20 protein-coding genes, 1 tRNA gene, 2 pseudogenes, 1 CRISPR repeat array and 1 riboswitch are annotated in these 24,575 nt (G+C 45.3%); of the genes and pseudogenes, 15 read left to right on the forward strand and 8 right to left on the reverse strand.

Annotation, left to right across the window (positions count from 1 at the left end; genetic code table 11):
• From csy2 to cas6f, 3 genes are read left to right on the forward strand one after another with little or no spacing between them, the layout of a single operon-like run.
• A complete protein-coding gene (gene csy2 / locus QTN95_RS09955) occupies nucleotides 1-993 on the forward strand; it encodes a type I-F CRISPR-associated protein Csy2 (RefSeq protein ID WP_331417366.1) in 993 nt (330 codons plus the stop codon).
• An 18-nt stretch (nucleotides 994-1,011) separates the two neighbouring features.
• The gene (gene csy3, locus QTN95_RS09960) at nucleotides 1,012-1,995 is read left to right on the forward strand and encodes a type I-F CRISPR-associated protein Csy3 (protein WP_331417367.1); all 984 of its coding nucleotides are present in this window, start codon (nucleotides 1,012-1,014) and stop codon (nucleotides 1,993-1,995) included.
• Between the two features lie 9 nt (nucleotides 1,996-2,004).
• Nucleotides 2,005-2,643, forward strand: coding sequence for a type I-F CRISPR-associated endoribonuclease Cas6/Csy4 (cas6f, locus tag QTN95_RS09965; protein WP_138973612.1), 639 nt, complete (start codon nucleotides 2,005-2,007; stop codon nucleotides 2,641-2,643).
• Between the two features lie 154 nt (nucleotides 2,644-2,797).
• Nucleotides 2,798-5,226: direct repeats of the CRISPR family, unit length 28 nt; unit sequence GTTCACTGCCGCACAGGCAGCTTAGAAA.
• Nucleotides 5,227-5,435: 209 nt separating this feature from the next.
• Here cas6f and QTN95_RS09970 read toward each other — a convergent pair.
• The 3 genes and pseudogenes from QTN95_RS09970 to QTN95_RS09975 form a co-directional block, all read right to left on the reverse strand.
• A complete protein-coding gene (locus QTN95_RS09970) occupies nucleotides 5,436-6,131 on the reverse strand; it encodes a tyrosine-type recombinase/integrase (protein ID WP_331417368.1) in 696 nt (231 codons plus the stop codon).
• 30 nt (nucleotides 6,132-6,161) lie between these two features.
• Nucleotides 6,162-6,371 (reverse strand): annotated as a pseudogene (locus QTN95_RS21255) (Arm DNA-binding domain-containing protein); the annotation flags it as partial.
• A gap of 35 nt (nucleotides 6,372-6,406) precedes the next feature.
• Nucleotides 6,407-6,482: transfer RNA gene (locus tag QTN95_RS09975), tRNA-Asn, on the reverse strand.
• Nucleotides 6,483-7,019: 537 nt separating this feature from the next.
• Here QTN95_RS09975 and uvrB point away from each other — a divergent pair.
• The 3 genes from uvrB (at nucleotide 7,020) to luxU (ending at nucleotide 11,051) form a co-directional block, all read left to right on the forward strand.
• A complete protein-coding gene (gene uvrB, locus QTN95_RS09980) occupies nucleotides 7,020-9,050 on the forward strand; it encodes an excinuclease ABC subunit UvrB (protein WP_331417369.1) in 2,031 nt (676 codons plus the stop codon).
• 265 nt (nucleotides 9,051-9,315) lie between these two features.
• Nucleotides 9,316-10,710 carry a quorum-sensing sigma-54 dependent transcriptional regulator LuxO gene (gene luxO / locus QTN95_RS09985; protein ID WP_331417370.1) on the forward strand — a complete coding sequence of 465 codons (1,395 nt, stop codon included), beginning with the start codon at nucleotides 9,316-9,318 and terminating at the stop codon, nucleotides 10,708-10,710.
• Nucleotides 10,710-11,051: a quorum-sensing phosphorelay protein LuxU gene (luxU, locus tag QTN95_RS09990; protein WP_331417371.1), complete on the forward strand. Its 342-nt coding sequence runs from the start codon at nucleotides 10,710-10,712 to the stop codon at nucleotides 11,049-11,051. The genes luxO and luxU overlap by 1 nt, the downstream gene beginning before the upstream one ends.
• On the opposite strand, the gene QTN95_RS09995 is transcribed toward luxU, so the two are convergent.
• Nucleotides 11,037-11,924, reverse strand: a complete 888-nt coding sequence (locus QTN95_RS09995; protein ID WP_331417372.1) for a YvcK family protein — start codon at nucleotides 11,922-11,924, stop codon at nucleotides 11,037-11,039. The genes luxU and QTN95_RS09995 overlap by 15 nt on opposite strands.
• Nucleotides 11,925-12,092: 168 nt before the next feature.
• A riboswitch (molybdenum cofactor riboswitch) is annotated at nucleotides 12,093-12,229 on the forward strand.
• On the opposite strand from QTN95_RS09995, the gene moaA reads away from it, so the two are divergent.
• The 9 genes and pseudogenes from moaA (at nucleotide 12,218) to udp (ending at nucleotide 19,590) form a co-directional block, all read left to right on the forward strand.
• Entirely contained in the window at nucleotides 12,218-13,207 is a 990-nt protein-coding gene (moaA, locus tag QTN95_RS10000; protein ID WP_331417373.1) for a GTP 3',8-cyclase MoaA, read from the forward strand. (Overlaps the previous riboswitch by 12 nt.)
• Before the next feature lie 76 nt (nucleotides 13,208-13,283).
• Nucleotides 13,284-13,796, forward strand: a complete 513-nt coding sequence (moaB, locus tag QTN95_RS10005; protein WP_138973605.1) for a molybdenum cofactor biosynthesis protein B — start codon at nucleotides 13,284-13,286, stop codon at nucleotides 13,794-13,796.
• A 15-nt stretch (nucleotides 13,797-13,811) separates the two neighbouring features.
• A complete protein-coding gene (gene moaC / locus QTN95_RS10010; protein WP_331417374.1) occupies nucleotides 13,812-14,291 on the forward strand; it encodes a cyclic pyranopterin monophosphate synthase MoaC in 480 nt (159 codons plus the stop codon).
• Nucleotides 14,288-14,533, forward strand: a complete 246-nt coding sequence (gene moaD, locus QTN95_RS10015) for a molybdopterin synthase sulfur carrier subunit (RefSeq protein ID WP_331417375.1) — start codon at nucleotides 14,288-14,290, stop codon at nucleotides 14,531-14,533. The genes moaC and moaD overlap by 4 nt, the downstream gene beginning before the upstream one ends.
• 2 nt (nucleotides 14,534-14,535) lie before the next feature.
• A complete protein-coding gene (moaE, locus tag QTN95_RS10020) occupies nucleotides 14,536-14,994 on the forward strand; it encodes a molybdopterin synthase catalytic subunit MoaE (protein ID WP_331417376.1) in 459 nt (152 codons plus the stop codon).
• A 317-nt stretch (nucleotides 14,995-15,311) separates the two neighbouring features.
• On the forward strand, nucleotides 15,312-15,728 hold the full coding sequence (locus tag QTN95_RS10025; RefSeq protein ID WP_138973601.1) for a CBS domain-containing protein: 417 nt from the start codon (nucleotides 15,312-15,314) through the stop codon (nucleotides 15,726-15,728).
• Nucleotides 15,729-15,915: 187 nt separating this feature from the next.
• Nucleotides 15,916-16,218: pseudogene (locus tag QTN95_RS10030) on the forward strand (MATE family efflux transporter); the annotation flags it as partial.
• Between the two features lie 57 nt (nucleotides 16,219-16,275).
• Nucleotides 16,276-18,576: a zinc/cadmium/mercury/lead-transporting ATPase gene (locus QTN95_RS10035; protein ID WP_331417377.1), complete on the forward strand. Its 2,301-nt coding sequence runs from the start codon at nucleotides 16,276-16,278 to the stop codon at nucleotides 18,574-18,576.
• A gap of 255 nt (nucleotides 18,577-18,831) precedes the next feature.
• A complete protein-coding gene (gene udp / locus QTN95_RS10040) occupies nucleotides 18,832-19,590 on the forward strand; it encodes a uridine phosphorylase (RefSeq protein ID WP_045953819.1) in 759 nt (252 codons plus the stop codon).
• Nucleotides 19,591-19,685: 95 nt separating this feature from the next.
• Here the strand turns inward: udp and QTN95_RS10045 are convergent, their stop codons facing one another.
• The 4 genes from QTN95_RS10045 to metG form a co-directional block, all read right to left on the reverse strand.
• On the reverse strand, nucleotides 19,686-20,885 hold the full coding sequence (locus QTN95_RS10045; protein WP_331417378.1) for a type III PLP-dependent enzyme: 1,200 nt from the start codon (nucleotides 20,883-20,885) through the stop codon (nucleotides 19,686-19,688).
• Between the two features lie 87 nt (nucleotides 20,886-20,972).
• Nucleotides 20,973-21,176, reverse strand: a complete 204-nt coding sequence (locus tag QTN95_RS10050; RefSeq protein ID WP_331417379.1) for a hypothetical protein — start codon at nucleotides 21,174-21,176, stop codon at nucleotides 20,973-20,975.
• A 184-nt stretch (nucleotides 21,177-21,360) separates the two neighbouring features.
• Nucleotides 21,361-22,173, reverse strand: a complete 813-nt coding sequence (locus QTN95_RS10055; RefSeq protein WP_331417380.1) for a hypothetical protein — start codon at nucleotides 22,171-22,173, stop codon at nucleotides 21,361-21,363.
• 199 nt (nucleotides 22,174-22,372) lie between these two features.
• Nucleotides 22,373-24,448: a methionine--tRNA ligase gene (gene metG / locus QTN95_RS10060; protein WP_331417381.1), complete on the reverse strand. Its 2,076-nt coding sequence runs from the start codon at nucleotides 24,446-24,448 to the stop codon at nucleotides 22,373-22,375.
• Nucleotides 24,449-24,575: the final 127 nt, after the last annotated feature.

Here is a 24,575-nt window from a genome sequence, read left to right on the forward strand (position 1 = left end):
ATGAGCCAATATGTATTAATCAAAAAGCTCAATGTGCAAAACGCTAACGCCATTGCAGGGCTTACCTATGGTTTTCCAGCAATCACCAACTTTTTAGGTTTCGCACATGCCCTTTCTAGGAAGTTACCGTCAATCTTGAATGTTCATTTAGGTGGTGTCGTGGTAGTGAGTCACAAAAATCAAGTCCATGCTCGTCAACCCAAAGGGTGGGGAGATTTTGTTTTTGCACTAACACGTAACCCGCTTTCTCACCAAGGTAAAACGGCCCCGATTAATGAAGAAGGCCGCATGAACATGCAAGTGTCTTTATTGGTTGAAGTCAAAGGGCTAGTGGCAGGCGACACACTCACAGAAGCCGAGCTTAAAGCTCAGCTTAATCAGTTGATCCCAACCTTAAGGTTGGCAGGTGGGCAAATACTCGGCTTTGAATCTTGCGAGCTGTTAAATACCGAAGAAAAGCAAGCCTATGCAGTGCGCCGTTTAATGCCGGGGTTTGTGCTTATCGATCGCCATGACTATCTTGCTGAGCACTATGAGCAATTAAAAGCGGAACAAGATGATGCTTGTTTATTCGATGCATGGTGCGATTTTGCTCAGTTAACCTATCGTGCCAGTCAAACTGAATCCGAACAATTTGAAGAAAATCGCGATATAGAGGCGACAGCTATCAAAGCGCAATGGAGCTATGTAGCCAAGCCAAAGCCGGGCTATCTAGTACCAATTGCTACAGGATATTGTGCCATTTCCCCCTTATATGCATCTGGCGAAGTGGCCAACGTCCGAGACAACACTGTACCTGTGACTTTTGCTGAAACAACATACAGTGTGGGGGAGTGGCTAAGCGTACACCGCCTGCAAAGCATCGAAACTGCACTATGGCATTACGTGGACAATCACCCTTGGTACATTGCGACCACAAATAACTTTATACAACCCATCATTGAGCCTGACTTCATCGATAGCGAAGCGGCGTTTAACCCAGATGATTTTTAAGAATATGGAGATTTAACTATGGCAGACGTAAAACTAACAACGCCTTCGGTATTGGCTTTTGAAGCGAAATTACTCCCTTCTGATGCACTAATGTTTGCGGGCAATATGAATGAAGCCACTTGGCTGCCTATTCTCGTGGGTGAAAAAGCCGTTCGAGGCACGATTTCTAACCGTCTAAAGGCGGCAACGGCCAATGACCCTGCAAAATTAGATGCCGAAGTATCAAAAGCGAATTTACAAACCGTTGATGTCGCCGCATTACCTCATAATTGCGACACGCTTAAATTAGTTTTCACCCTACGTATATTAAGTGGTTTACATGTGCCGTCTACCTGTAATAACCCTGCTTACCAAGCGGCACTCGGTGAGATCGTAAAGCAGTACCAAATAGAAACGGAATTTAAAGAGCTGGCAAAGCGCTATGCCCACAATATCGCAAATGGGCGCTTTTTATGGCGTAATCGCGTTGGCGCTGAGCAAGTTAAAGTTGTCGTGAGCGTGGGTGAAAAGCAATTTAGCTTCGATAGCTACGAGTTTAGTTTAAGAGACTTTGACAGCGGTGAAAAACTGAACGAGTTAGCTCAAATTATTCAGCAAGGTTTGATTGAGCGTCATGCATTGATCAAAGTCGAGGCTTATAGCCAATTAGGGCAAGGTCAAACGGTTTTCCCTTCACAAGAGTTAGTAATGGGGGCAGGTAAAGGTGATAAGAGCAAGTTTTTATATCAACTTGACGGTCAGGCAGCAATGCACTCGCAAAAAATTGGCAATGCCCTAAGAACCATTGATACATGGCATCCGCAAGCTGATGAAATAGGCGCGATTGCCGTAGAACCTTACGGCTCAGTCACGAATCGTGGCGCAGCATATCGCCAGCCAAAGGAAAAAACGGATTTTTATAACTTGTTAGATGCGTGGCTACTAAAAGGGAAAACACCATCGTTGGAGTCGCAACATTATGTCATGGCGATGTTGATCCGCGGTGGTGTGTTTGGTGAATAAGGAGTTGTCATGAACTACTACCAAGAGATCACTCTATTGCCAGATGCCGACATTGCCTTGGGCTTTCTCTGGCAAAACGTCTTTCAACAGGTGCATATTGCTTTGGTGGAGCACAAAGTGGCTAGTAACCAATCTTTGGTTGCGGTCGGTTTTCCTGATTATCGTCAAGCGCAGTTTCCGCTTGGCAGTAAGTTGCGTCTCTTTGCAAAAGAGCAAGCGACATTGGAAAAGTTGGATATCCACCGCTGGCTAACTCGGCTAGAAGACTATGTGCACATCAAAGGGGTCAAACCCGTACCAAACGATGTGACTTACGTAAGCTTTGTACGCAAGCAGGTGAAATCGCCCGAACGAATAGAGCGGGATATGCAGCAAAAAGCCGAACTATGGGCAGCAAAATCCGGTAAACCGCTGGTGGAATGTTTAGCGGATTTGCAACAAAGCAAGCCGAAAGCTTTGTGCTCCTTGCCCTTTATTTACTTGCATAGCCAGCAAACCAAGCAACGCTCACCAGAAAGAAACAGCAAGTTTCCGCTGTTTATTCAGATGCAGCAGCAAAGTACATCACAAGATGGGAGCTTCGATTGCTATGGTTTGAGCAGCAAAACGCATGGGCAGTCAGTATTGGCGACCGTACCGCACTTTTAAATTGAACGAAAAAAGGTAGTTTTACCCTTTATTTTTACTCTTTAAAAATGTGCTTTAAATACAAATGGTTGCAGCAGGCGGTTTTTAACAAGGTAAAATGACAATTTTTATCCTAATAGCCTGTTGCAGCTTATTTTTATTGGTTTATTCTATTGTTCACTGCCGCACAGGCAGCTTAGAAATTCAGCGTCATTGTGGGTATGGCTAATCACTGGTTCACTGCCGCACAGGCAGCTTAGAAATAACCCTGCCGAACGGAAATTATCCCTATAGAGTTCACTGCCGCACAGGCAGCTTAGAAAAGGGACAAACCAAGCATCATTAATCGAAAATTGTTCACTGCCGCACAGGCAGCTTAGAAAAAACCCAGAACACTTTGAAGAAGGCCATACAAGTTCACTGCCGCACAGGCAGCTTAGAAATATAGACTCCATCAGTGGCGGCTGCGTCAGATGTTCACTGCCGCACAGGCAGCTTAGAAATTGATAGCGGATTTAGTTGGATCGTCCAAATAGTTCACTGCCGCACAGGCAGCTTAGAAACCGTTGCGCCTGTTGTATGGCCTTCTTCAAAGGTTCACTGCCGCACAGGCAGCTTAGAAAATTTACCTGACGAGATTGGATCATTACCTTTGGTTCACTGCCGCACAGGCAGCTTAGAAATGCGATAAATATTGCTCGGGAATGGTTTTAATGTTCACTGCCGCACAGGCAGCTTAGAAAATAGCCGACGAACGATTGCCAGCTCGCGTATTGTTCACTGCCGCACAGGCAGCTTAGAAATTTCAGTTGTGCCGGGGCCTCGGCTGTGCCTAGTTCACTGCCGCACAGGCAGCTTAGAAATTATCGATGGAGCTACAGACCAAGGCCAATTTGTTCACTGCCGCACAGGCAGCTTAGAAAAATAACCATTACTAGGAGGTGAAAGCCTCCTTTGTTCACTGCCGCACAGGCAGCTTAGAAATGCTACGCCGTTGTTGTTGATTAATCCTGATTGTTCACTGCCGCACAGGCAGCTTAGAAAAGATAGCTCTGTCGTTGTGTCTCTTAGTGGAAGTTCACTGCCGCACAGGCAGCTTAGAAATAAGATAAAGAACGCACCATCAAGCTCAGTCTGTTCACTGCCGCACAGGCAGCTTAGAAAAGTTGGTGAAAAACCAACGTCCGGCATCGTTCGTTCACTGCCGCACAGGCAGCTTAGAAATTCTGGTGCTCCCTTGATCGCTCTGTATCCAGGTTCACTGCCGCACAGGCAGCTTAGAAAACATAGCATCACGAAACTCTGCTTCGTTAGCGGTTCACTGCCGCACAGGCAGCTTAGAAAAAGAGTCTGGTTCTTTGAAAGAACGTCCTTATGTTCACTGCCGCACAGGCAGCTTAGAAAGTACATTCTTATGATTTCGTCGAATGATTCATGTTCACTGCCGCACAGGCAGCTTAGAAAAGAAGAGTTCTCAACTCAAGGATTTACTAACTGTTCACTGCCGCACAGGCAGCTTAGAAATGGTATGATTGCGGCTTACATCATTTCAATGAGTTCACTGCCGCACAGGCAGCTTAGAAATGAAGGTCAGCAGCAGATGATTGACAAGGTTCGTTCACTGCCGCACAGGCAGCTTAGAAAAGTGACGTTACGGATTTCTAGGTCTTTATCAAGTTCACTGCCGCACAGGCAGCTTAGAAAGGAATCAATAAGCTTCAAGCAGTTCTGCGAAGGTTCACTGCCGCACAGGCAGCTTAGAAAGATAACTGTATCAACTGAAGCTCGTACAGTTCGTTCACTGCCGCACAGGCAGCTTAGAAAACGCAGTTAAAAACAGTAGTCACAAGAAAAGAGTTCACTGCCGCACAGGCAGCTTAGAAAATCCAAGTATGCCAGTTACATCACGTATTGGTGTTCACTGCCGCACAGGCAGCTTAGAAATTCCAGACGGAAAGGCAGCAGCTAACATTTCAGTTCACTGCCGCACAGGCAGCTTAGAAAGCTATATTGGCGCATCAATGGAACGTTTTCACGTTCACTGCCGCACAGGCAGCTTAGAAATTATGGATTCTGGTTATTCAATTGATGAAATCGTTCACTGCCGCACAGGCAGCTTAGAAAATCCGCATGCGTTAACTATGACGAATTTTCCAGTTCACTGCCGCACAGGCAGCTTAGAAATTACCACCGCAAAACGGACACGGTTTTAATTCGTTCACTGCCGCACAGGCAGCTTAGAAACCAATCACATGTTTAATCTTATCCAACAAATAGTTCACTGCCGCACAGGCAGCTTAGAAAGTACACGATAATCTCGTTTGTCGCTGGAATACGTTCACTGCCGCACAGGCAGCTTAGAAAGTCCGTAATGTCGCGGAAATACTCAGCGTAAAGTTCACTGCCGCACAGGCAGCTTAGAAATAAAATCATGGGTAAAAACAATGCGAGCAGATGTTCACTGCCGCACAGGCAGCTTAGAAAGCTAACCGTGTCTTATGATAGGATTGACGACTGTTCACTGCCGCACAGGCAGCTTAGAAATGTTAGCATTCCTAGTTGTTTTTTCATTTAGTGTTCACTGCCGTATAGGCAGCTTAGAAACCTAGTGATCAAATATGAGACGGATGGAGCTAGCGAAACACGCCAATCTGACCTAAGAAATAGGTATCTCTGCCTACTTTTTTGAGTTTGGAGTATGACAGAGAAAGAGAAGTACATTCACAAATAGTTAATATTGTTATAATTCTGATACCTATACAAATCAGGTTGTCAGCGATGTTGGCAGCCTAATTCACGATGAATGTTATTGACTAGCTAGTTGCACAAATGGAAAAGTTCCCCTTCGAAGCCTCTTCGATATGGTTACTCCACCAACTTAGCATTTCTCGACGTTGATTAAGATATAATGCCCGGTTGTAAATACCTCGAACCTGGTTTTTGTCCACGTGAGCTAGTGCTAGTTCAATTACGTCATTATGAAAGAGTTTAGTTTCATTTAGCGTAGTGCTAGCCAGAGCTCTTAGACCATGGGAAACCAAACGGTCTTTAAGGCCCATACGTTTAAGGGCGATGTTAGCAGTTTGGCTGTTACTCGGCCTCATCGGGTCTTTATAGGAAGCGAATATGTATTCGCTTCCACCATTTATTTTTTTCATCTCATTCAACAGATTTAAAGTCTGCGGGGTTAGAGGCACTAGGTGATCCCTTCTTTTTTTCATTCTATCTGCTGGAATAACCCATAGATTTTCATCCCAATCAATTTCGTCCCAACGAGCTTGCGCTGTCTCAATAGGTCGGGTCATGGTATGCAGTTGCCATTCAATCATACATCGAGTGGTATACATGATACTGGCCCGTCCTAGGGTTCTCATTAACTCAGGAAGTTCGTCGGTACTTATTGATTTCATATTGGTGACGGTAGGTTTCAAGAACGCAGAACTGATTTTGGCTAAAGGGTTGTACTCAATAAGTCCCTTATTCTGAGCAAAACTCATAATTTCGTTCACACGTTGGCAGATCCTTTTCAGTGTTTCTATCGCACCTAGAGCCTTCTTTCGTGCATTTGTTAGGAAAAGGCTAGGGTAACTACCAAACGTCATGTTGGCGCGTTTACCGTTATGTAGACATGTATAGTTGAATAACCACGTTTTTGTACCTATTTGTGTACCTAAACTTCTAAGCCAGTACGAGTCAGGAAAAGACGTTAAGAGAACGCAATCCCTTGAAATAGCTAGCTTTAGATACAAAAAAAGACGTCCTAGGACGTCTTTCTTCTTGAATTTGGCTCCCCCTGCGGGACTCGAACCTGCGACATACGGATTAACAGTCCGCCGTTCTACCAACTGAACTAAGGGGGAATTGCATTTTGCGCTGCGAATGTTAGCGAGCACCTATTCAGGTGTCAACTATCAAACGGCAAAATAAGTGAATTAAAATGTAGAAAAAAGTCTTTACTTTTCTGTAGCCCTTATCCACCAAGGGCTATATTTACTTATCCACCAAAATTGTGGATAAGTGTGTGTGTTAAATTTGAGTAAGTCAGATTTATGCAAACTTGATGGAATTGATACTCAAAGAACACGGGATCTAATCGCTTGCTAAATAAGGACTTTTAGAATTTATTCACTTAGATTACCGACGTGAAAATCTCGGCTGTAATTGTGGATTGAATGCAAAAATGACGAAAAATGTGAATAAGCTGTGAGTATTTATTCGGGGTTTTTAGAGGGAGATCTCTAGCAGGGCGAAGAATAATATCAGGATTGAAGTGAATGATCTAGCCATAAGGTACGACTTTAAGCAAAACAGCGATTAATTTTATAATCGGCTCTTGAGTCTGTATATATATACAGACACAATAGAAGCCTTCCCTCAGCCAAGGACAGAGATGCGTCATGAGTAAAGTATTTGATTTAGTGTCTGATTATCAGCCTTCTGGTGATCAGCCGACTGCGATCAGCCAGTTGCTAGATGGGCTAGATGCGGGTTTAGCTCACCAAACTTTGCTGGGTGTGACAGGGTCGGGTAAGACATTTACGTTAGCTAATGTTATTGCGACGGCGCAACGTCCCGCTATTTTACTTGCCCCGAATAAAACGTTGGCCGCCCAGTTGTATGGCGAAATGAAATCCTTTTTCCCTAACAATGCTGTTGAGTTCTTTGTCTCTTACTACGATTATTACCAGCCAGAGGCTTACGTTCCAACGACAGATACGTTTATTGAAAAAGATGCTTCCGTCAATGCTCATATTGAGCAGATGCGTCTCTCAGCAACAAAAGCGCTGTTAGAGCGTAAAGATGCCATCATTGTAGCATCAGTCTCTGCGATCTATGGTTTGGGTGATCCTGAGTCTTATCTAAAGATGATGCTTCACATTCGTCGTGGAGACATGATGGATCAGAGGGATATCCTGCGTCGTTTAGCGGAGCTTCAGTACAGTCGTAATGATGTCGCATTTGAGCGAGGTCAGTTTCGAGTCCGTGGGGAAGTGATTGATATTTTTCCGGCAGAATCGGATCAGGACGCAGTGCGTATCGAGATGTTTGATGACGAGATTGACTGTATCAGTGTCTTCGACCCGCTTACTGGGGCGGTCAAGCAACGTGACTTAGCGCGATATACCATCTATCCCAAAACCCACTATGTTACGCCGAGAGATCGAATTCTTGATGCCATCGAAGAGATTAAGGTCGAGCTGGAAGGGCGCAAAAAATATTTACTGGAAAATAATAAATTGCTAGAAGAGCAGCGTATTTCCCAGCGTACCCAGTTTGACATTGAGATGATGAATGAGCTTGGGTTTTGCTCAGGTATCGAAAACTATTCCCGTTATCTTAGTGGCCGCAAAGAAGGCGAGCCGCCTCCGACGCTCTTTGACTACTTACCTCACGATGGCCTGCTCATCATTGATGAGTCCCATGTGACTGTGCCGCAAATAGGCGCAATGTTTAAAGGTGATCGCTCTAGAAAAGAAACGCTGGTGGAATTTGGCTTTCGTTTACCTTCCGCACTGGACAACCGCCCACTGAAGTTTGAAGAGTTTGAATCTTTGGCTCCCCAAACTATCTTTGTTTCTGCGACTCCTGGTAACTATGAGCTGGAGAAGTCGGATGGCGAAGTGGCCGATCAGGTAGTGCGTCCAACGGGTTTGCTTGATCCCGAGTTGGAGGTTCGTCCGGTTGTAACTCAGGTTGATGATCTTCTCTCAGAAATTCGTATTCGTTCGGCCAAGGATGAACGAGTACTTGTGACGACGTTAACTAAACGTATGGCTGAGGATCTCACAGAGTACCTCACTGAGCATGATGTAAAGGTTCGCTACCTTCACTCAGATATTGATACTGTAGAACGGGTAGAAATCATTCGTGATTTACGTCTTGGTGAGTTTGATGTGCTTGTCGGTATCAACTTATTGCGAGAAGGTCTTGATATGCCTGAAGTCTCTTTAGTGGCGATTTTGGATGCGGACAAAGAAGGCTTCTTACGCTCCGAGCGCTCACTGATTCAGACCATAGGTCGTGCAGCGCGAAATGTTGCTGGCAAAGCGATTTTGTATGCGGACCGGATCACTAAATCGATGGAAAAGGCGATGGATGAGACCAACCGTCGTCGAGAGAAGCAGCAAGAGTACAACCAGAAAATGGGTATTGAGCCTCAAGCGCTTAAGCGTAATGTCAAAGACATTATGGAACTGGGTGATATTGCTAAGAGCAAGAAGCAGCGAGTGAGCAAAACCGTGCCGTTGTCTAAAGTGGCTGAGCCCTCACAAAGCTACGATGTAATGACACCTCAGCAGCTTGATAAAGAGATCGCGAAGCTCGAAGCGCAGATGTATCAACATGCTCAAGATCTGGAGTTTGAACTGGCGGCGGAGAAGCGTGATCAGATAGATCGGTTAAGACAAAAGTTTATTACTAACAGCTAATTGGTTGGTGCAGGACTAAAAAAATAGCCAATAGAAATCTTTAATCTATTGGCTGTAATTTGTGAATATAAAATTCACTAACAACGTCAGTTGGCTAGGTGACCCGTTAGGGTCATTGAAATTGATAGCATATAGTGTGCCAAAATTTTTGCGGTCAAAATGAGCCATATTTCACTCAAATAGGTCATTTTTGGGTATTTGAATTGCAAATTGCAAAGCGCAATGCAATGATTGTACAAGATGCAAACAAACCATTGGCTAGGTTATGCAACATAATACTCAAACACAAAAATCAAAATATCTGCTTATGGTAGAGGATACGGCTTCCGTGGCTGCACTCTACCGCTCATATCTTACTCCACTTCAGATCGACATCAACATCGTCGGCACTGGGCGTGATGCTATCGAAAGTCTCAACTTTCGAACCCCTGATTTGATCCTTCTTGACCTACGTTTGCCTGATATGACAGGCATGGATGTACTTCATGCGGTCAAAGAGAAGAACCCAGATGTTCCAGTTATCTTTATGACTGCACACGGTTCAATTGATACTGCGGTTGAAGCAATGCGCCATGGCGCTCAGGATTTTTTGATTAAGCCCTGTGAAGCGGACCGTTTGCGTGTCACCGTGAACAATGCTTTACGCAAAGCGAATAAGTTAAAGAACGAAGGTGACAGTCTTTCAAGCCAAGGTTATCAAGGTTTTATTGGCAGTAGCCAAACCATGCAAGCGGTCTATCGAACCATAGATTCCGCAGCGGCGAGTAAGGCGAGCATCTTTATTACTGGCGAAAGTGGCACCGGTAAAGAAGTGTGTGCAGAAGCGATTCACGCGACAAGTAAACGTGGGGATAAACCTTTTATAGCGATTAACTGTGCTGCAATCCCGAAAGATCTGATTGAAAGTGAGTTGTTTGGTCATGTTAAAGGGGCATTTACTGGTGCTGCGACTGACCGACAAGGTGCGGCTGAGTTGGCAGATGGAGGTACGCTATTCCTCGATGAGTTGTGTGAGATGGATCTAGAGTTGCAAACGAAACTGTTGAGATTCATCCAGACAGGTACCTTCCAAAAGGTCGGATCCTCTAAGATGAAAAGTGTCGATGTACGTTTTGTATGCGCAACGAACCGCGACCCTTGGAAAGAGGTGGAGGAAGGGCGTTTTCGCGAAGACTTGTACTACCGCCTCTACGTTATCCCACTTCATCTACCTCCTTTGAGAGAACGTGGTGATGATATCATTGAGATTGCGTACTCTCTATTGGGCTTTATGTCTAAAGAAGAGGGGAAAGATTTTGTCCGGTTAGCACCGGATGTTGTTGAACGTTTTGCTCGCTACGAATGGCCTGGTAACGTGCGTCAGTTACAGAACGTATTGCGCAACGTTGTAGTGCTCAACAACGGCAGGGAAATATTGTTAGAGATGTTGCCACCACCGTTGAATAAGCCTGCGACCAATGAGATTAGAGTCCCATTAGCTCAAAGCGAAACGGTCTCGGTACAAGATATCTTCCCTCTATGGTTGACCGAGAAAAATGCGATAGAGCAAGCCATTAAAGCGTGTGATGGCAATATTCCCAAAGCCGCTGGCTATTTAGATGTCAGTCCGTCGACTATCTACCGTAAGCTACAGGCTTGGAACGCGAAGGAAGTGCAATAGTGGATATTTTGAACCAAAGTAAGATTGACAGGCTGGCGAGTGAGATTGGCCCTGAAAACGTGCCAGTGTTGCTAGAGATATTTTTGAACGAGCTTGCTATGTATATTGAGACCTTATCTCAACAAGAAGGAGAAGGGCAGCAGGCGTATCTCAAGGAAATCAGCCACGCTTTAAAGAGCAGCGCCGCAAGTTTTGGGGCAGAAGCGTTGTGTGCTTACTCGATTGAACTTGATGCGCGAGGAAAGACGGGCGCGACGCTTGAGCTTGCTGATCACAAAGACAAAATGTTATCTCTGCTCAATCAAACTGAGCAGAGATACCAACAATTACTCACACAGTAAGTACTCTATTGCTTGCTGGAGTTTGCTTCGATCATGGCGCCAATCACGGTTTGGTGATGCTAACGGCGTCGTGATGCAGTTCCACTCTTCAAGTTCTGGATGAGGCTCTTCACCCAGCACTACGTCAATTCGTCGGCCTTGGCATGAGCGCTCACACCATTCGAGCTTCTCTTGAAGTGTCATTTTTCCTGCAGGGCCGTGTTCGGCAGAGAGGTTTTCTACGAAGACCAATTTTGCCTTACGGTTATTGGCAATAGCACGACCAATCTCCGGCAGCAGTAATGGCGGCATGATACTGGTCAAAAAGCTACCTGGGCCGAGAATAATAGCATCGGCCTGTTCGAGTGCGATAACACCTTCTTTTGTGGCGGGCACTTCGGGTTCCAAATCCAGCCTGAGAAGTTTATCCGGCATCTCGTCAACACTGGTTTCTCCGGTCACCCAACGACCGTTTGGTGCCAATGCCTTTAGATCTGAAGGATGTTCCGACATAGGAATGATATTCACATCGACTTTCAGCATATTGCGTATAAGATTTGTGGCGTCTAATGGACGAACGGAAAGGTTGTCAAGTGCCGTTAGCATCAGGTTGCCGAGATTATGGCCATCGAGTTCGCCCGCGCCTTTAAATCGATATTCAAACATCATTGAACTGATGGAAGGATCGGTAATCAACTGGTTGATACAGTTACGTGTATCTCCCCAAGCTATTCCTCCCTGACAATGGCGGATCCGCCCTGTCGAACCACCATTATCTGTGGTTGCAACGATACCCGTGGCGTTGCTGCCAAAATCTTTTAGCGCCGCAAGCATGCGACCAAGGCCATGGCCTCCACCGACTGCGACGACTTTCTTGCTAGCGTAAACTGTCATGCTGAGCTTCTATTTTATTCATAACCAACTACAATTTAGATTATTGCATTAACATCAAATACTCAATAATAGGTAATTTGGGCTCTAAGCATGATTTTTTCGTTTAGAGGGTAGAATCACGTACAATTATTAGGTATTTTAATGGAAAGCTACTACCCAATATAGGGGTAGTTGCCATAACTCCGAGCTCACAAGGCTAAGTTCATACTGAATAAGCGTTTTGAGCCAGTGACGCGTTGTCACAAGGGCATAATTGGAAATGATTATGCCTCCCGTGTTTGGAAAGGTGTTCCGTGGCGCAACAATTCGAAGATAGATTTCATCGCAAGTTTTACTACTTGCGTCTTTCTGTTACAGATGTCTGTAACTTTAAATGCACATACTGCCTGCCTGATGGTTATCAACCTTCTGGGCAAAAAAACTCGTCTTTTCTAGCCTTACCAGAGATTAAGCGTGCCGTACGCGCGTTTGCTGATTGTGGCACGTCAAAAGTTCGTATCACTGGTGGTGAGCCGAGCTTACGCAAAGATTTCACCGACATAATTCATACCATCGCCTCGACTGACGGTATTCAAAAAGTTGCAACTACGACCAATGGCTATCGTATGGAGAAGCAGGTCGCTGAATGGAAGCAAGCTGGTCTTACTCACGTCAATGTGAGTGTTGATAGCTTAGATCCTCGTATGTTTCATCAGATCACAGGTGAGAACAAGTTCACTCAGGTTATGGCAGGAATTGATCGAGCGTTTGAAGTGGGCTATGAGCAGGTCAAAGTAAATGTTGTGTTGATGAAAGATCTCAATGCTCACGAGTTACCTGCCTTTCTAAACTGGATTAAAGACAGACCGATTCAATTACGTTTTATCGAATTAATGAAAACCGGTGAAATGGATGAATTATTTAAGCGCCACCATGTTTCAGGCGTTGCGATTCGTAATCAACTGATTGCAAATGGTTGGTTACTTAAAGTCCGTGATAAAAACGATGGTCCGGCGCAAGTCTTTGTCCACCCTGATTACCAAGGCGAAATCGGCTTGATTATGCCGTATGAAAAAGATTTTTGTGAAAGCTGTAATCGTTTGCGAGTATCGGCAACGGGTAAGCTTCACTTGTGTCTATTTGGTGATCATGGCATCGAGTTACGCGACTTGCTTCAGCAAGATACGCAAGAAACCGAGCTAATTGAACGAATTCAAGCACAGCTGCAAACCAAGTCGGTCAGCCACTTCCTTCACGATGGAAATTCAGGTATGACTCCGCACTTGGCCTCAATTGGCGGCTAATACACATCAACAAACATATAACGCACTTCAGTGACAGCAGGGTGCGAACATTACTTTGAAAAATATAGGTGAACAAATGGGTCACGCAGAAAGCAAATTCCAACCAGCAAACATTGCAGTTTTAACCGTTTCAGATACTCGTACTGAAGAAAACGATACGTCAGGCGGCTTCTTAGTTGAAAACGCTAAAGAAGCAGGTCATAACGTGGTTGATAAGCAGATTGTTATCGATGATATGTACAAAATCCGCGCTATCGTTTCACAGTGGATTGCGGATGAAAATGTTCAAGCGATTATGATTACTGGTGGTACAGGCTTTACTTCTCGTGACAGTACACCAGAAGCACTGAAGCCATTATTCGACAAAGAAGTTGAAGGCTTTGGTGAATTGTTCCGTATGGTTTCATACGAAGAGATTGGCACGTCAACCATTCAATCACGCGCGATCGCCGGTTTTGCTAACCACACGGTTATTTTTGCGATGCCTGGTTCGACAGGCGCTTGCCGCACGGGTTGGACTAAGATCATCAAGCAGCAGCTAGATGCTAGCCACCGTCCTTGTAACTTTATGCCTCACCTATCGGTATAATTTTTGGAGCGAACAATGAGCGAGTTGACTCATATTAACGCTTCCGGTGAAGCAAACATGGTTGATGTATCGGCTAAGGCAGAAACAGTGCGTGAAGCTCGTGCAGAAGCTTTTGTCCACATGGCCGCTGAAACTCTAGAGCTGATTGTCTCTGGTCAACATCATAAAGGTGATGTATTTGCTACGGCGCGAATCGCAGGGATTCAAGCAGCGAAGAAAACGTGGGATCTTATTCCACTGTGCCACCCTCTATTGCTTTCTAAGGTTGAAGTACAGCTAGAAGCGGTTGAAGCAGAAAATATGGTACGAATTGAATCTGTATGTAAGTTGTCAGGCAAAACTGGCGTTGAGATGGAAGCGTTGACTGCTGCATCTGTCGCGGCACTGACGATTTACGACATGTGTAAAGCGGTGCAGAAAGACATGGTCATTGGACAGGTTCGCTTACTGGAAAAAACAGGTGGCAAATCGGGTCACTTTAAGGTGGAACAATGATTAAAGTTCTTTTTTTTGCACAGACGCGTGAACTTGTTGGCAAGGATGAACTCGAGCTAGAGGGTGACTTTGCTACTGTTGAAGCCATTCGCGCGCATCTCGTTCAGCAAGAAGGTAAGTGGGACTTAGCTCTGGAGCCGGGTAAACTGCTGGCCGCGGTTAATCAATCGATTGTACCTTTGGATCATCCGACTCAATCTGGTGACGAAGTGGCCTTCTTCCCGCCAGTTACTGGGGGATAAACATGGACAGTCGTGTATCGGTTCAGTTTGAAGATTTTTCTCTCAGTGATGAATATCAGGCGTTATCGGATGGTACTTCAGCTGGTGCTGTGGTGACGTTTGTTGGTAAGGTTCGTGATATAAACTTGGGCGATAATGTTACTGGCTTATCGCTCGAGCATTATCCTGGTATGACTGAAAAGGCACTAGGTGAAATCTGTGATGAAGCAGAGCGACGTTGGCCACTTTTAAATATCCGAGTCATCCACCGTGTTGGAGATTTGGATATCGGTGATCAAATCGTGTTTGTTGGTGTGTCGAGCGCGCACCGTGGAGCGGCCTTAGATGCGTGTGAGTTTGTGATGGATTATCTTAAAACCAAAGCCCCCTTTTGGAAAAAAGAACGCACCACAGATACCACGCGTTGGGTCGAGTCAAGAGACTCTGACGCCAAAGCTGCTGAACGCTGGCAGCAGAAATAGTGACAGAGCGAGTTGCGAGAATGAAAGCTTCCTTAGGGAAGCTTTTTTATTGTTTATTACAACAGCGAAAGAGTCTCTCTGGCAAGATCTGAAACTGTGGTTGTTGGATTATATTTTTTCTAGTCATAGCATGTCATTTGCAGGGCATTTGATAGGCGGATGGCGAGCGAATACGGATGTTCAGAAGCATTGTAAGTGGTGGCGTGAGGTTTAATAGACGTAGCCTATTGCAAAAATTGTTGATTTCCATTTAGTAAAATCAAGAAATTAGACAACAATTACAATATACAGCAAAGCTTGCACGCAAGGAGACACAGATGGAATCATTAAAAGTAAAAGACTACATGACCCTGCAAGCGGTAACCTTTACCCCAGAGATGTCATTGACGGCAGCTCTCGACAAGGTAATGAATTCACGCTATCTAGGTGGTCCAGTTATTAACGAGCAGAAAGAGGTCATCGGTTTTCTTTCTGGGCAAGATCTACTCGATAAACTCATTAATGTGAGTTACTACTGTCAGGACAGTCACATTGTTGCAGATTGTATGCATCGCGAAGTGCTATCCGTTACGTCTGATACATCGATTATTGAGTTGGCAGAGATGATGAAGGTAGGGCGTCCGAAAGTCTATCCTGTCATTGACGCGGGTAAACTGGTCGGCATCATTACGCGACGAGATGTGCTCAGAGCGATAGGCAAAAATATTGAGGATTGCTTTAAACATCCTGTATAACAGTTAGAACATGAAAATAATAAGAGGTGCCACGTGCACCTCTTGTTGTTTTTCCATCAAGCTCAAAAGGGAAGCGAATGTCCGATCAGAGTGCTAAGTTTGTTCAGGGGTCAACCATGCGTCACATACTCGTGATGTCGGGGCTGGCGCAGGCATCCGTTTTCGCTCAATTTACTGTGCTGTTTTTCTCAATCTTGGTAAAGCAACGTTGGGGACGCTGCCCTTTGTCCACTTGGGGGCAATGTGGTTTGGTGCGCTGGGCGTACTTTATGGTCAAGCGCTTAGCACGGTTGTTTTTGGTTTGATCGCCATCGTGGTGCTTCGTAAGCATATTAATGATTTGATGCGTTCGGCGTGTCTTGAACATGCGACCTCTGATCCCGCTATTACCAGTGTGAACAGCCAGCCTTTCTGTAGTCATGATGCTGTGCTCATTGATGATGTTGCCGCAACCACAGATGTTACACAACAAAATCGAGAAAAAGGTTGACCTTGGAGCTAGCTCTAAGGTTTACACTTCGAGTGTACAGTGAACGGAGATAAACATATGTGCACAAAACACAAAGCATGCCAATCAACCAAAATGGCACCAGTTCCAAGCCAATCTGGTTCTTGCGCTAGCCCAAATATTTCGTCAATTAAAATGGCCGGTGTCGAAACTACAGAAGCGGGCTGTTGCAGCTCGAACAGTTGTAGCAGCGGCTCAGACCCTAGTGAAGATGAGGGTGAGCCCAGTCTTTCTACACGTTTTACTCAAAGCTGGATAATTGAAGGGATGGATTGTCCATCTTGCGCAAGAAAAATTGAGACCGCAGTAAACCGAGTAAGTGGTGTTGCTGAAGCCAAGGTACTGTTTGCGACCGAAAAGCTCATCATTAAAACCGATAGCGCTAGTGTCATTCAGTTAGTTGAGCAAGCCGTCATTGATAGCGGATTTACATTTTCTAGCGCTAGCACGCGTGAAGACAAAAAACGTTCACAGGGCTGGAAGTCAGTATTTATTCAGAACAGTCAAATCATTGCGATAGCCTCTGCTATGGCGGTCGCCGCACTAATCAGCCCCTCATTTCCGCTCATCAGTGAGTGGATGTTTATCTTCACCTGTCTTGCAGGTCTTTATCCAATCAGTAAAAAGGCGATCGCCCTTGCTCGTTCGGGTACCCCTTTCGCTATTGAAACCCTGATGAGCGTTGCGGCACTTGGTGCTCTCTATTTGGGGGAGACTATCGAAGCGGCGATGGTATTACTCTTGTTTCTCATTGGCGAGCGGTTAGAAGCGTTTGCTGCCTCAAGGGCACGAAGTGGTGTGCAGGCATTGATGGAGCTAGTTCCTGAAAATGCAATCCAAATCATCGATGGTAAACGTGTTGAGGTATCAGCAAGTCAGTTGCTTCCTGGCGATGTGATTGAAGTGTCACCCGGTTCTCGTCTTCCTGCTGATGGCAAGTTATTGGCAGAGGTCGCTAGCTTCGATGAAAGTGCTTTAACAGGCGAATCTGTGCCTGTTGAACGATACCAAGATGAATCTGTCATGGCTGGCGCGGTTGTCGTGGATAAAGTTGTTCGACTGACCATTACCTCCAAACAGGGTGAAAACGCTATTGATCGTATTCTCCACCTCATCGAAGAGGCGGAATCGCGTAAAGCACCATTAGAACGTTTCTTGGATAAGTTCAGTCGTTGGTATACCCCTTTGATGATGTTGGTGTCACTACTTGTCATCATCACGCCTCCGCTTCTGTTTGCTCAACCTTGGGAAACTTGGGTCTATCGAGGTTTGGCATTACTGCTTATTGCCTGTCCCTGTGCTTTGGTTATATCTACACCGGCAGCGATTACGTCTGGGCTTGCGGCTGCAGCAAGGCGTGGGGCGTTGATCAAAGGTGGGGCAGCTTTAGAGCAGCTTGGAAAAATCGACACAGTCGCCTTCGATAAAACGGGTACCTTAACCAAAGGTAAACCAGAAGTGACCGATCTTATTGCCTTTGGTGAATGGACCGAAATGACCTTGATGGAGAAAATTGCTGCTATTGAAATCGGCTCAAGTCATCCATTGGCGGTGTCTCTAGTGAACAAAGCCAAACTCATGGGCATTGACATTCCCGAAGCCCAAGATAAGCAAGCTTTGGTTGGCAGTGGTGTTCGAGGTGTCGTTGATAATGTTGAATATCAGGTTACAGCACCAAGTAAAGTGACCCTTCCACTTAGTGAAAATTGGCTGACGCAGATTGAAGGGTTAGAGCAGCAAGGTAAAACCGTTGTGGTCGCGATTGAAAATCAAGCAAGAGTAATGGGGGTAATTGCGTGGCAAGATACCTTGCGAGATGATTCAGCACAAGCGGTTAAAGCGTTACAAAAATTGGGTGTTCGCTCTATCATGTTGACGGGTGACAACCCTCGTAGTGCACGGGCTATTAGCTCAATGATCGGTATTGACTACCAGGCTGGTCTGCTGCCACAAGATAAGGTGAGTTACGTTGAACAGCTATCGGCGGTCGATAATGTCGCTATGGTTGGAGACGGTATTAACGATGCTCCTGCGATGAAAGCGTCAAGTATTGGTATTGCCATGGGTGGTGGTACTGATGTAGCACTAGAAACGGCCGATGCAGCTTTGACTCATAACCGCTTGACTGAGCTTGCGGGAATGATTGAGTTATCGAGATCAACGTTAGGCATAATTCGTCAAAATATCGCTTTGGCACTCGGTTTAAAAGGTGTCTTCCTTATTACCAGCTTGCTCGGCTTAACGGGTTTGTGGGTGGCGGTACTGGCTGATAGTGGCGCGACAGCGATAGTGACACTCAATGCGTTGCGATTGCTAAAGTTTAAGTCCCAACTCGATTAGTGGATAGAACAATAAATAGCCCTTACATTTATGATGTAAGGGCTATTTTTTATGCAACTGACAAATTGGATTTACTAAAAATTGTGACCGAAAACGATTTTGTTTGCAATGTGCATTCTTGTTGCGATCGTTGTTGCGATCAGTGTCACTATAAAGCTCTTGGTAGTTGGTTACAGTATGTTCTGTACCCGATGAATTTATAGAGCGAATGGTAAAATTTAATCAACCAAATTTCGCCACAATAAGGAGTCCCCTATGTCTCAAGCTGTATTCCACCTTGGTGTTACTGAATCTGATCTCGCTGGCGCAACATTAGCGATCATTCCTGGTGACCCAGCACGCGTTCAAAAAATTGCAGAAGAAATGGAGAACCCAGTTTTCCTTGCTAGCCACCGTGAATACACACTTTACCGTGCAGAGCTTGATGGCAAGCCTGTTGTCGTATGTTCAACTGGTATTGGTGGCCCTTCTACTTCTATTGCAGTTGAAGAATTAGCGCAACTTGGCGTTCGTACCTTCCTACGCGTAGGCACGACTGGTGCAATTCAACCACACGTTAACGTGGGTGACATGATTGTCTCTACAGGTTCTGTTCGTCTTGATGGTGCAAGTTTGCACTTTGCTCCAATGGAATTTCCAGCGGTAGCAGACTTTGAAGTTGCGACAGCAATGAAAGCAGCGGTTGAAGAAAGTGGCGCTACGGTTCATATGGGTGTAACGGCATCAAGTGACACATTCTACCCAGGCCAAGAGCGTTACGATACTTTCTCTGGTCGTGTTGTTAAGCGCTTCCAAGGCTCTATGAAAGAGTGGCAAGAGATGGGCGTTCTCAACTTTGAAATGGAATCTGCAACACTTCTTACTATGTGTGCAAGTTCTGGTCTTAAAGCTGGCTGTGTAGCGGGTGTAATCATCAACCGCACTCAGAAAGAAATCCCGGATCATTCAACTCTAAAAGAGACAGAAGCTCGTTCAATCAAAGTGGTAGTTGAAGCTGCACGTAAGATGCTGTAAAGATTACAGTGACTGAATAGATAAGGCCCTGCGTTGATACGCAGGGCCTTTTTATTTATTTCGGATTATCGGTTACGCGCCGGATTTGTTTGTTTTTAACCAAGCAAGCGAGCTTGCTCAGCTGCTTCTTCATTAAGCAGAATGGTTTGTGCACGCTTGAAGAAGTTAAAGTCAGTTGCTGTGGCACTCGTGTAAGCGCCCATCATGCGGCTGACAATTAAGTCACCATTGCTCAGTTTTGGCAGCATGATGTTTTCCGCAATCACATCAATGCTATCGCATGTAGGGCCTGCAAGAATGCTCGGTAGCCACTCTCCATCCTGTTTTATCGTCGTGAGAGGGTATTTAGCATCATCAAACATCAAACCACTGAATGAACCGTAGATACCATCATCTAGGTAGTACCAAATCTGTCCATCACGCTCTGCTTGTCCCATCACTGATGCAACACCCGTCATTGCTTGAGCAACAATAAAGCGCCCTGGTTCGGCAATAACCTGAACCGTTTCTGGTAGCTGGTTTAAAGCCGCATTGATCGGCTGGCAAAACAGTTCAATCGGCATTACCTGAGTGTTATAACTCACAGGGAATCCGCCACCGATGTCAAGAGTACTTAACGCAGGTAAACCATGCTCAACAACTTGCTCCATTAGGTGCTTACAGGTGTCGATTGCGTCAACGTATTTCTGTGGATTCATGGTTTGTGACCCAACGTGGAACGAGAGCCCCTTAATACGAATATTCCACTCTTGAGCTTGCGCAATTAGCTCTAGCGCTTGTTGAGGAGTACAGCCAAACTTCTTCGAAAGATCTGCGAATGCTTCTGAGTTACGAAAGCTCAGGCGCACGAGCAATTCCACTTCGTCACGGTAGGCGATGAATTTTTCTAACTCGTTAATGTTGTCGACGACAAAAACACGGCAACCATACGCCAGTGCGTCACAAATATCACGGTCACGCTTGATTGGGTGAGTATGGATAGTACGCTCTGCTGGTACACCTTGCTCTGCCACTAGGTCAACTTCACCACTGGTTGCTAAGTCAAAACTGGCTCCTTCAGCCAATAGTGTCTGTACAACGGCTGGGTGTGGAAGTGGCTTAAGCGCAAAATGCAAAGTGACATTAGGTAGTGCGTTGCTTAGGGCACGATATTGTTGGCGAACAATATCACAATCTAGCAGCAGCAGTGGTGCGCCAAATTGCTCTACCGAGGATTGAATAAGTTGAGATTCTGGTGCAGATAGAGCACCAGCAGAATAAGATTGAAAATCTAAAACAGAGTGAGCAGCAGCCATAGCCAGTCTCCAACAAGTTATAGGCATGTTTCAATGTGATGACAAAGAAACATGGAGCGTCAAAAAATGCGCAAAGCGCAGTCAAAGTCACTCTTGGATAGTTGCTCTATCGCCTTGCCACAAATCTGCTGTGATGTACTCGGATTGGCTATCATCAAGAAGCAAAGTGATAGTAAAAGCATCAATCTTTGCAATCAATAGCTGGATGAACAAAAGAAAGTGAATAATTTTTGTTGTTACGACAGGGAATGTTTGTTTTGCAAGCAACTCTTCTCCACAAATGCTCTCCAAAAAGGGTACTCCCTCCACTAATGGCGACAAGTTCGATGTGGTCCATAAGATGATATGGGATACCATCAAGCTGTTTATTGGCCTTACGACAAGTCTTGAGGCGTTTGTCCTCTCAAGAAATAGAAATGGGTAGCGTGCTTGCTACCCATTGTTGAGTGTAGTGTTGAGGGCTTAGCACTTGGCGTTAACTAAATGCGATTTTAGGTAACGGCAGATAGAGACTTTCTGTCATGTCAGACAACATTTGGTCATACACTTGCGAGATAACCAAGGATATGTCTGTGGTTAGTTGGTAAAGCTCGTCACTGGTCATCTCTAGTGCATCATTGGCGTTGAGTTCTGTCAGTGTATGCATTGCCTTGGAACTCAATGGTGACGCAACAGAAAGCGGGCTAATCAATGAAAGTTGGCTCAGTTTGCGTCGAGTTTTATCACAGTAGTATTTCACTCGCATCATACCTTCAGGATGGTCAAGATCCTGAACTGATATTCTTAGTTGGGTGAGCGTCTCCATACTATCGAGTACCTGCTGCCAGTTCATATGATATTCGTCACTAATGTCTTCTCGGCCAGATTCAATCAGCCATGCAATCGCGATTTCATCCATTAAAAACATACAGTGGCGAATGGTTTTGCCGTGAATAATCTGATTCCGTGCCACTGTTCGGTATTGCCACTCTTGGTGCAGAGATTTGAGCTTTAATTGCAAAATTCGATACATTGGCTTGTTTTCGAACTGGGCTGTAGCGATAAGTGTATTGGAGTGGTCCATCATCGAATCGAAAATGCCCGCCAGTGTGTTTTGTTGGCGCTCAAAATCTTGGCTAGTCAATGCTTGATGTGTGATGGCTCTATGTTGTCGGCTAAGCAGCAACAGTTGGCGCAGCAGAACTAAAATCTCGAATTTTCGTTCAAGACCGGAATGACGTTTCTTTGAATGGTGAAACAGGGTTGCAAGAATCGTCAGGGACAAGATTAGTGAAAAAAGCACAAACATAACTTACTCCTTGTTAATGTTAACCTACAAAGTGGTAGAGCAGATATGGTGCCAATTCTAATTTTCTTAAAATTCAATCACTTAAATTTTGTTATTGAATTATTTTGAACCGATTTGGTGCATAAAGCACTGATAATGTGAGGGACATAAAAAAGCCCCACTCGATGAGTAGGGCTATGAGTTAGACGATTTATTCAGTTTACATGACGCGCATGCCAGGCTGAGCGCCTTCGTGTGGTTCAAGGATCCACAATTCGCTGCCACCAGGGCCAGCGGCTAGGATCATACCTTCAGACATACCAAACTTCATTTTGCGAGGTTTTAGGTTTGCTACCATTACGGTTAGCTTACCTTCCAGTTCTTCAGGTTTGTAAGCCGATTTAATGCCCGAGAAAACCTGACGAGTTTCACCGCCGATATCAAGCTGGAACTTGAGTAGCTTGTCTGCTTTTGGCACTTCTTCACATGAGATAATACGTGCGATACGCATGTCCACTGCGGCGAAAGCGTCAAATTCAATCTCGTCAGCGATTGGATCTTTGTCGAGTTCTGTTTGGCTAGCTTGGTTCTTTTCAGCTTCAGCTTTCTCTTTCGCTGCTACTTCAGCGGCAGCATCTTGCTTAGACGCTTCAACCATATCTTCAACTTTTTTAGGATCGATGCGGTTGAATAGTGCCTTGAACTTCGTGATTTCATGAGCGGTCAGTGGCGTCGCAATGCCATCCCAAGTGAGTTCTTCGTTCAGGAATGCTTCAGTGCGCGCAGCAAGCTCTGGCATCACTGGCTTGAGGTATGTCATCAGTACGCGGAATAGGTTAATACCTACAGAACAGATGTCTTGCAGCTCTTGGTCTTTACCTTCTTCTTTCGCCACTACCCACGGTGCTTTCTCGTCAACATACTGGTTCGCTTTATCTGCTAGTGCGGTGATTTCACGAATAGCACGACCAAACTCACGAGTTTCGTAAAGTTCTGCGATACGATCTGCCGCCGCCGCAAACTCGTTGTATAGCTCAGGTTCAGCGAAGTTTGCCGATAGCTTGCCTTCAAAACGTTTAGAAATGAAGCCAGCGTTACGAGAAGCAAGGTTCACAATCTTATTAACTACGTCAGCATTAACGCGTTGAGTGAAGTCTTCAAGGTTAAGATCCAGATCGTCGATACGGCTGTTGAGTTTCGCTGCATAGTAGTAACGCAGACATTCAGGATCTAGGTGCTCTAGGTAAGTCGCTGCCTTGATGAATGTGCCTTTCGACTTAGACATTTTTGCACCGTTAACCGTTACGTAGCCGTGTACGAATACGTTATTTGGTTTACGGAAACCACTGCCTTCTAGCATTGCTGGCCAGAATAGAGAGTGGAAGTACACGATGTCTTTACCGATGAAGTGGTATAGCTCGGTCGTGCTGTCTTTTTTCCAGTACTCATCGAAGTCTAGGTCGTCACGTTTGTTACATAGATTCTTGAATGAAGCCATGTAGCCAACTGGCGCGTCTAGCCAAACATAGAAGAATTTGTCTTTCTCGCCTGGGATCTCGAAGCCAAAGTAAGGCGCATCACGCGAGATATCCCATTGTTGAAGACCAGATTCGAACCACTCTTGCATCTTGTTTGCAGTTTCAGCTTGTAGCGAACCAGAGCGAGTCCACTCTTGTAGCATGTTTTCAAACTGAGGTAGGTCGAAGAAGAAGTGTTCAGAATCTTTCATTACAGGTGTTGCACCAGATACTGCTGATTTGGGATCAATCAGTTCAGTAGGGCTGTATGTCTCACCACAGTTGTCACAGTTGTCGCCGTATTGATCTTCAGACTTACACTTAGGGCAAGTACCTTTCACGAAACGGTCTGGAAGGAACATCTCTTTTTCAGGATCGAAAAGCTGAGAGATAGTACGGCTAGAGATAAAGCCATTTTTTTTCAGTTCCAGATAGATGTGAGATGCAAGCTCACGGTTCTCTTCTGAATGAGTGCTGTGGTAGTTATCAAAGCTAATATCGAAGCCAGCGAAGTCTTTTTGGTGTTCTTCACTTACTGCAGCGATCATCTCTTCTGGCGTCATACCCATCTGTTGTGCTTTTAGCATGATTGGCGTGCCGTGAGCATCGTCAGCACAGATGAAGTTTACAGTGTTGCCGCGTAGGCGTTGGTAGCGAACCCAGATGTCAGCTTGAATGTGCTCAAGCATGTGACCTAGGTGAATCGAACCGTTAGCGTACGGAAGGGCACAAGTGACCAGCAGTTTCCTTGGATCAAGAGTTCTTGGATCGTTTGCCATACTTAATATTCGCTTCTTAGGATGTATAAAAAAATAGAGAGTAATACTACCTTATCCAACCAGTGACTCCAAGGTACCAGTTACAGGAATACCCTAGTTTTTTCATGGTTCAGTCTAGGCTGACAGA

The sequence above is a fragment of the Vibrio sp. M260112 genome, from assembly GCF_036533775.1.
GTDB lineage: Bacteria > Pseudomonadota > Gammaproteobacteria > Enterobacterales > Vibrionaceae > Vibrio.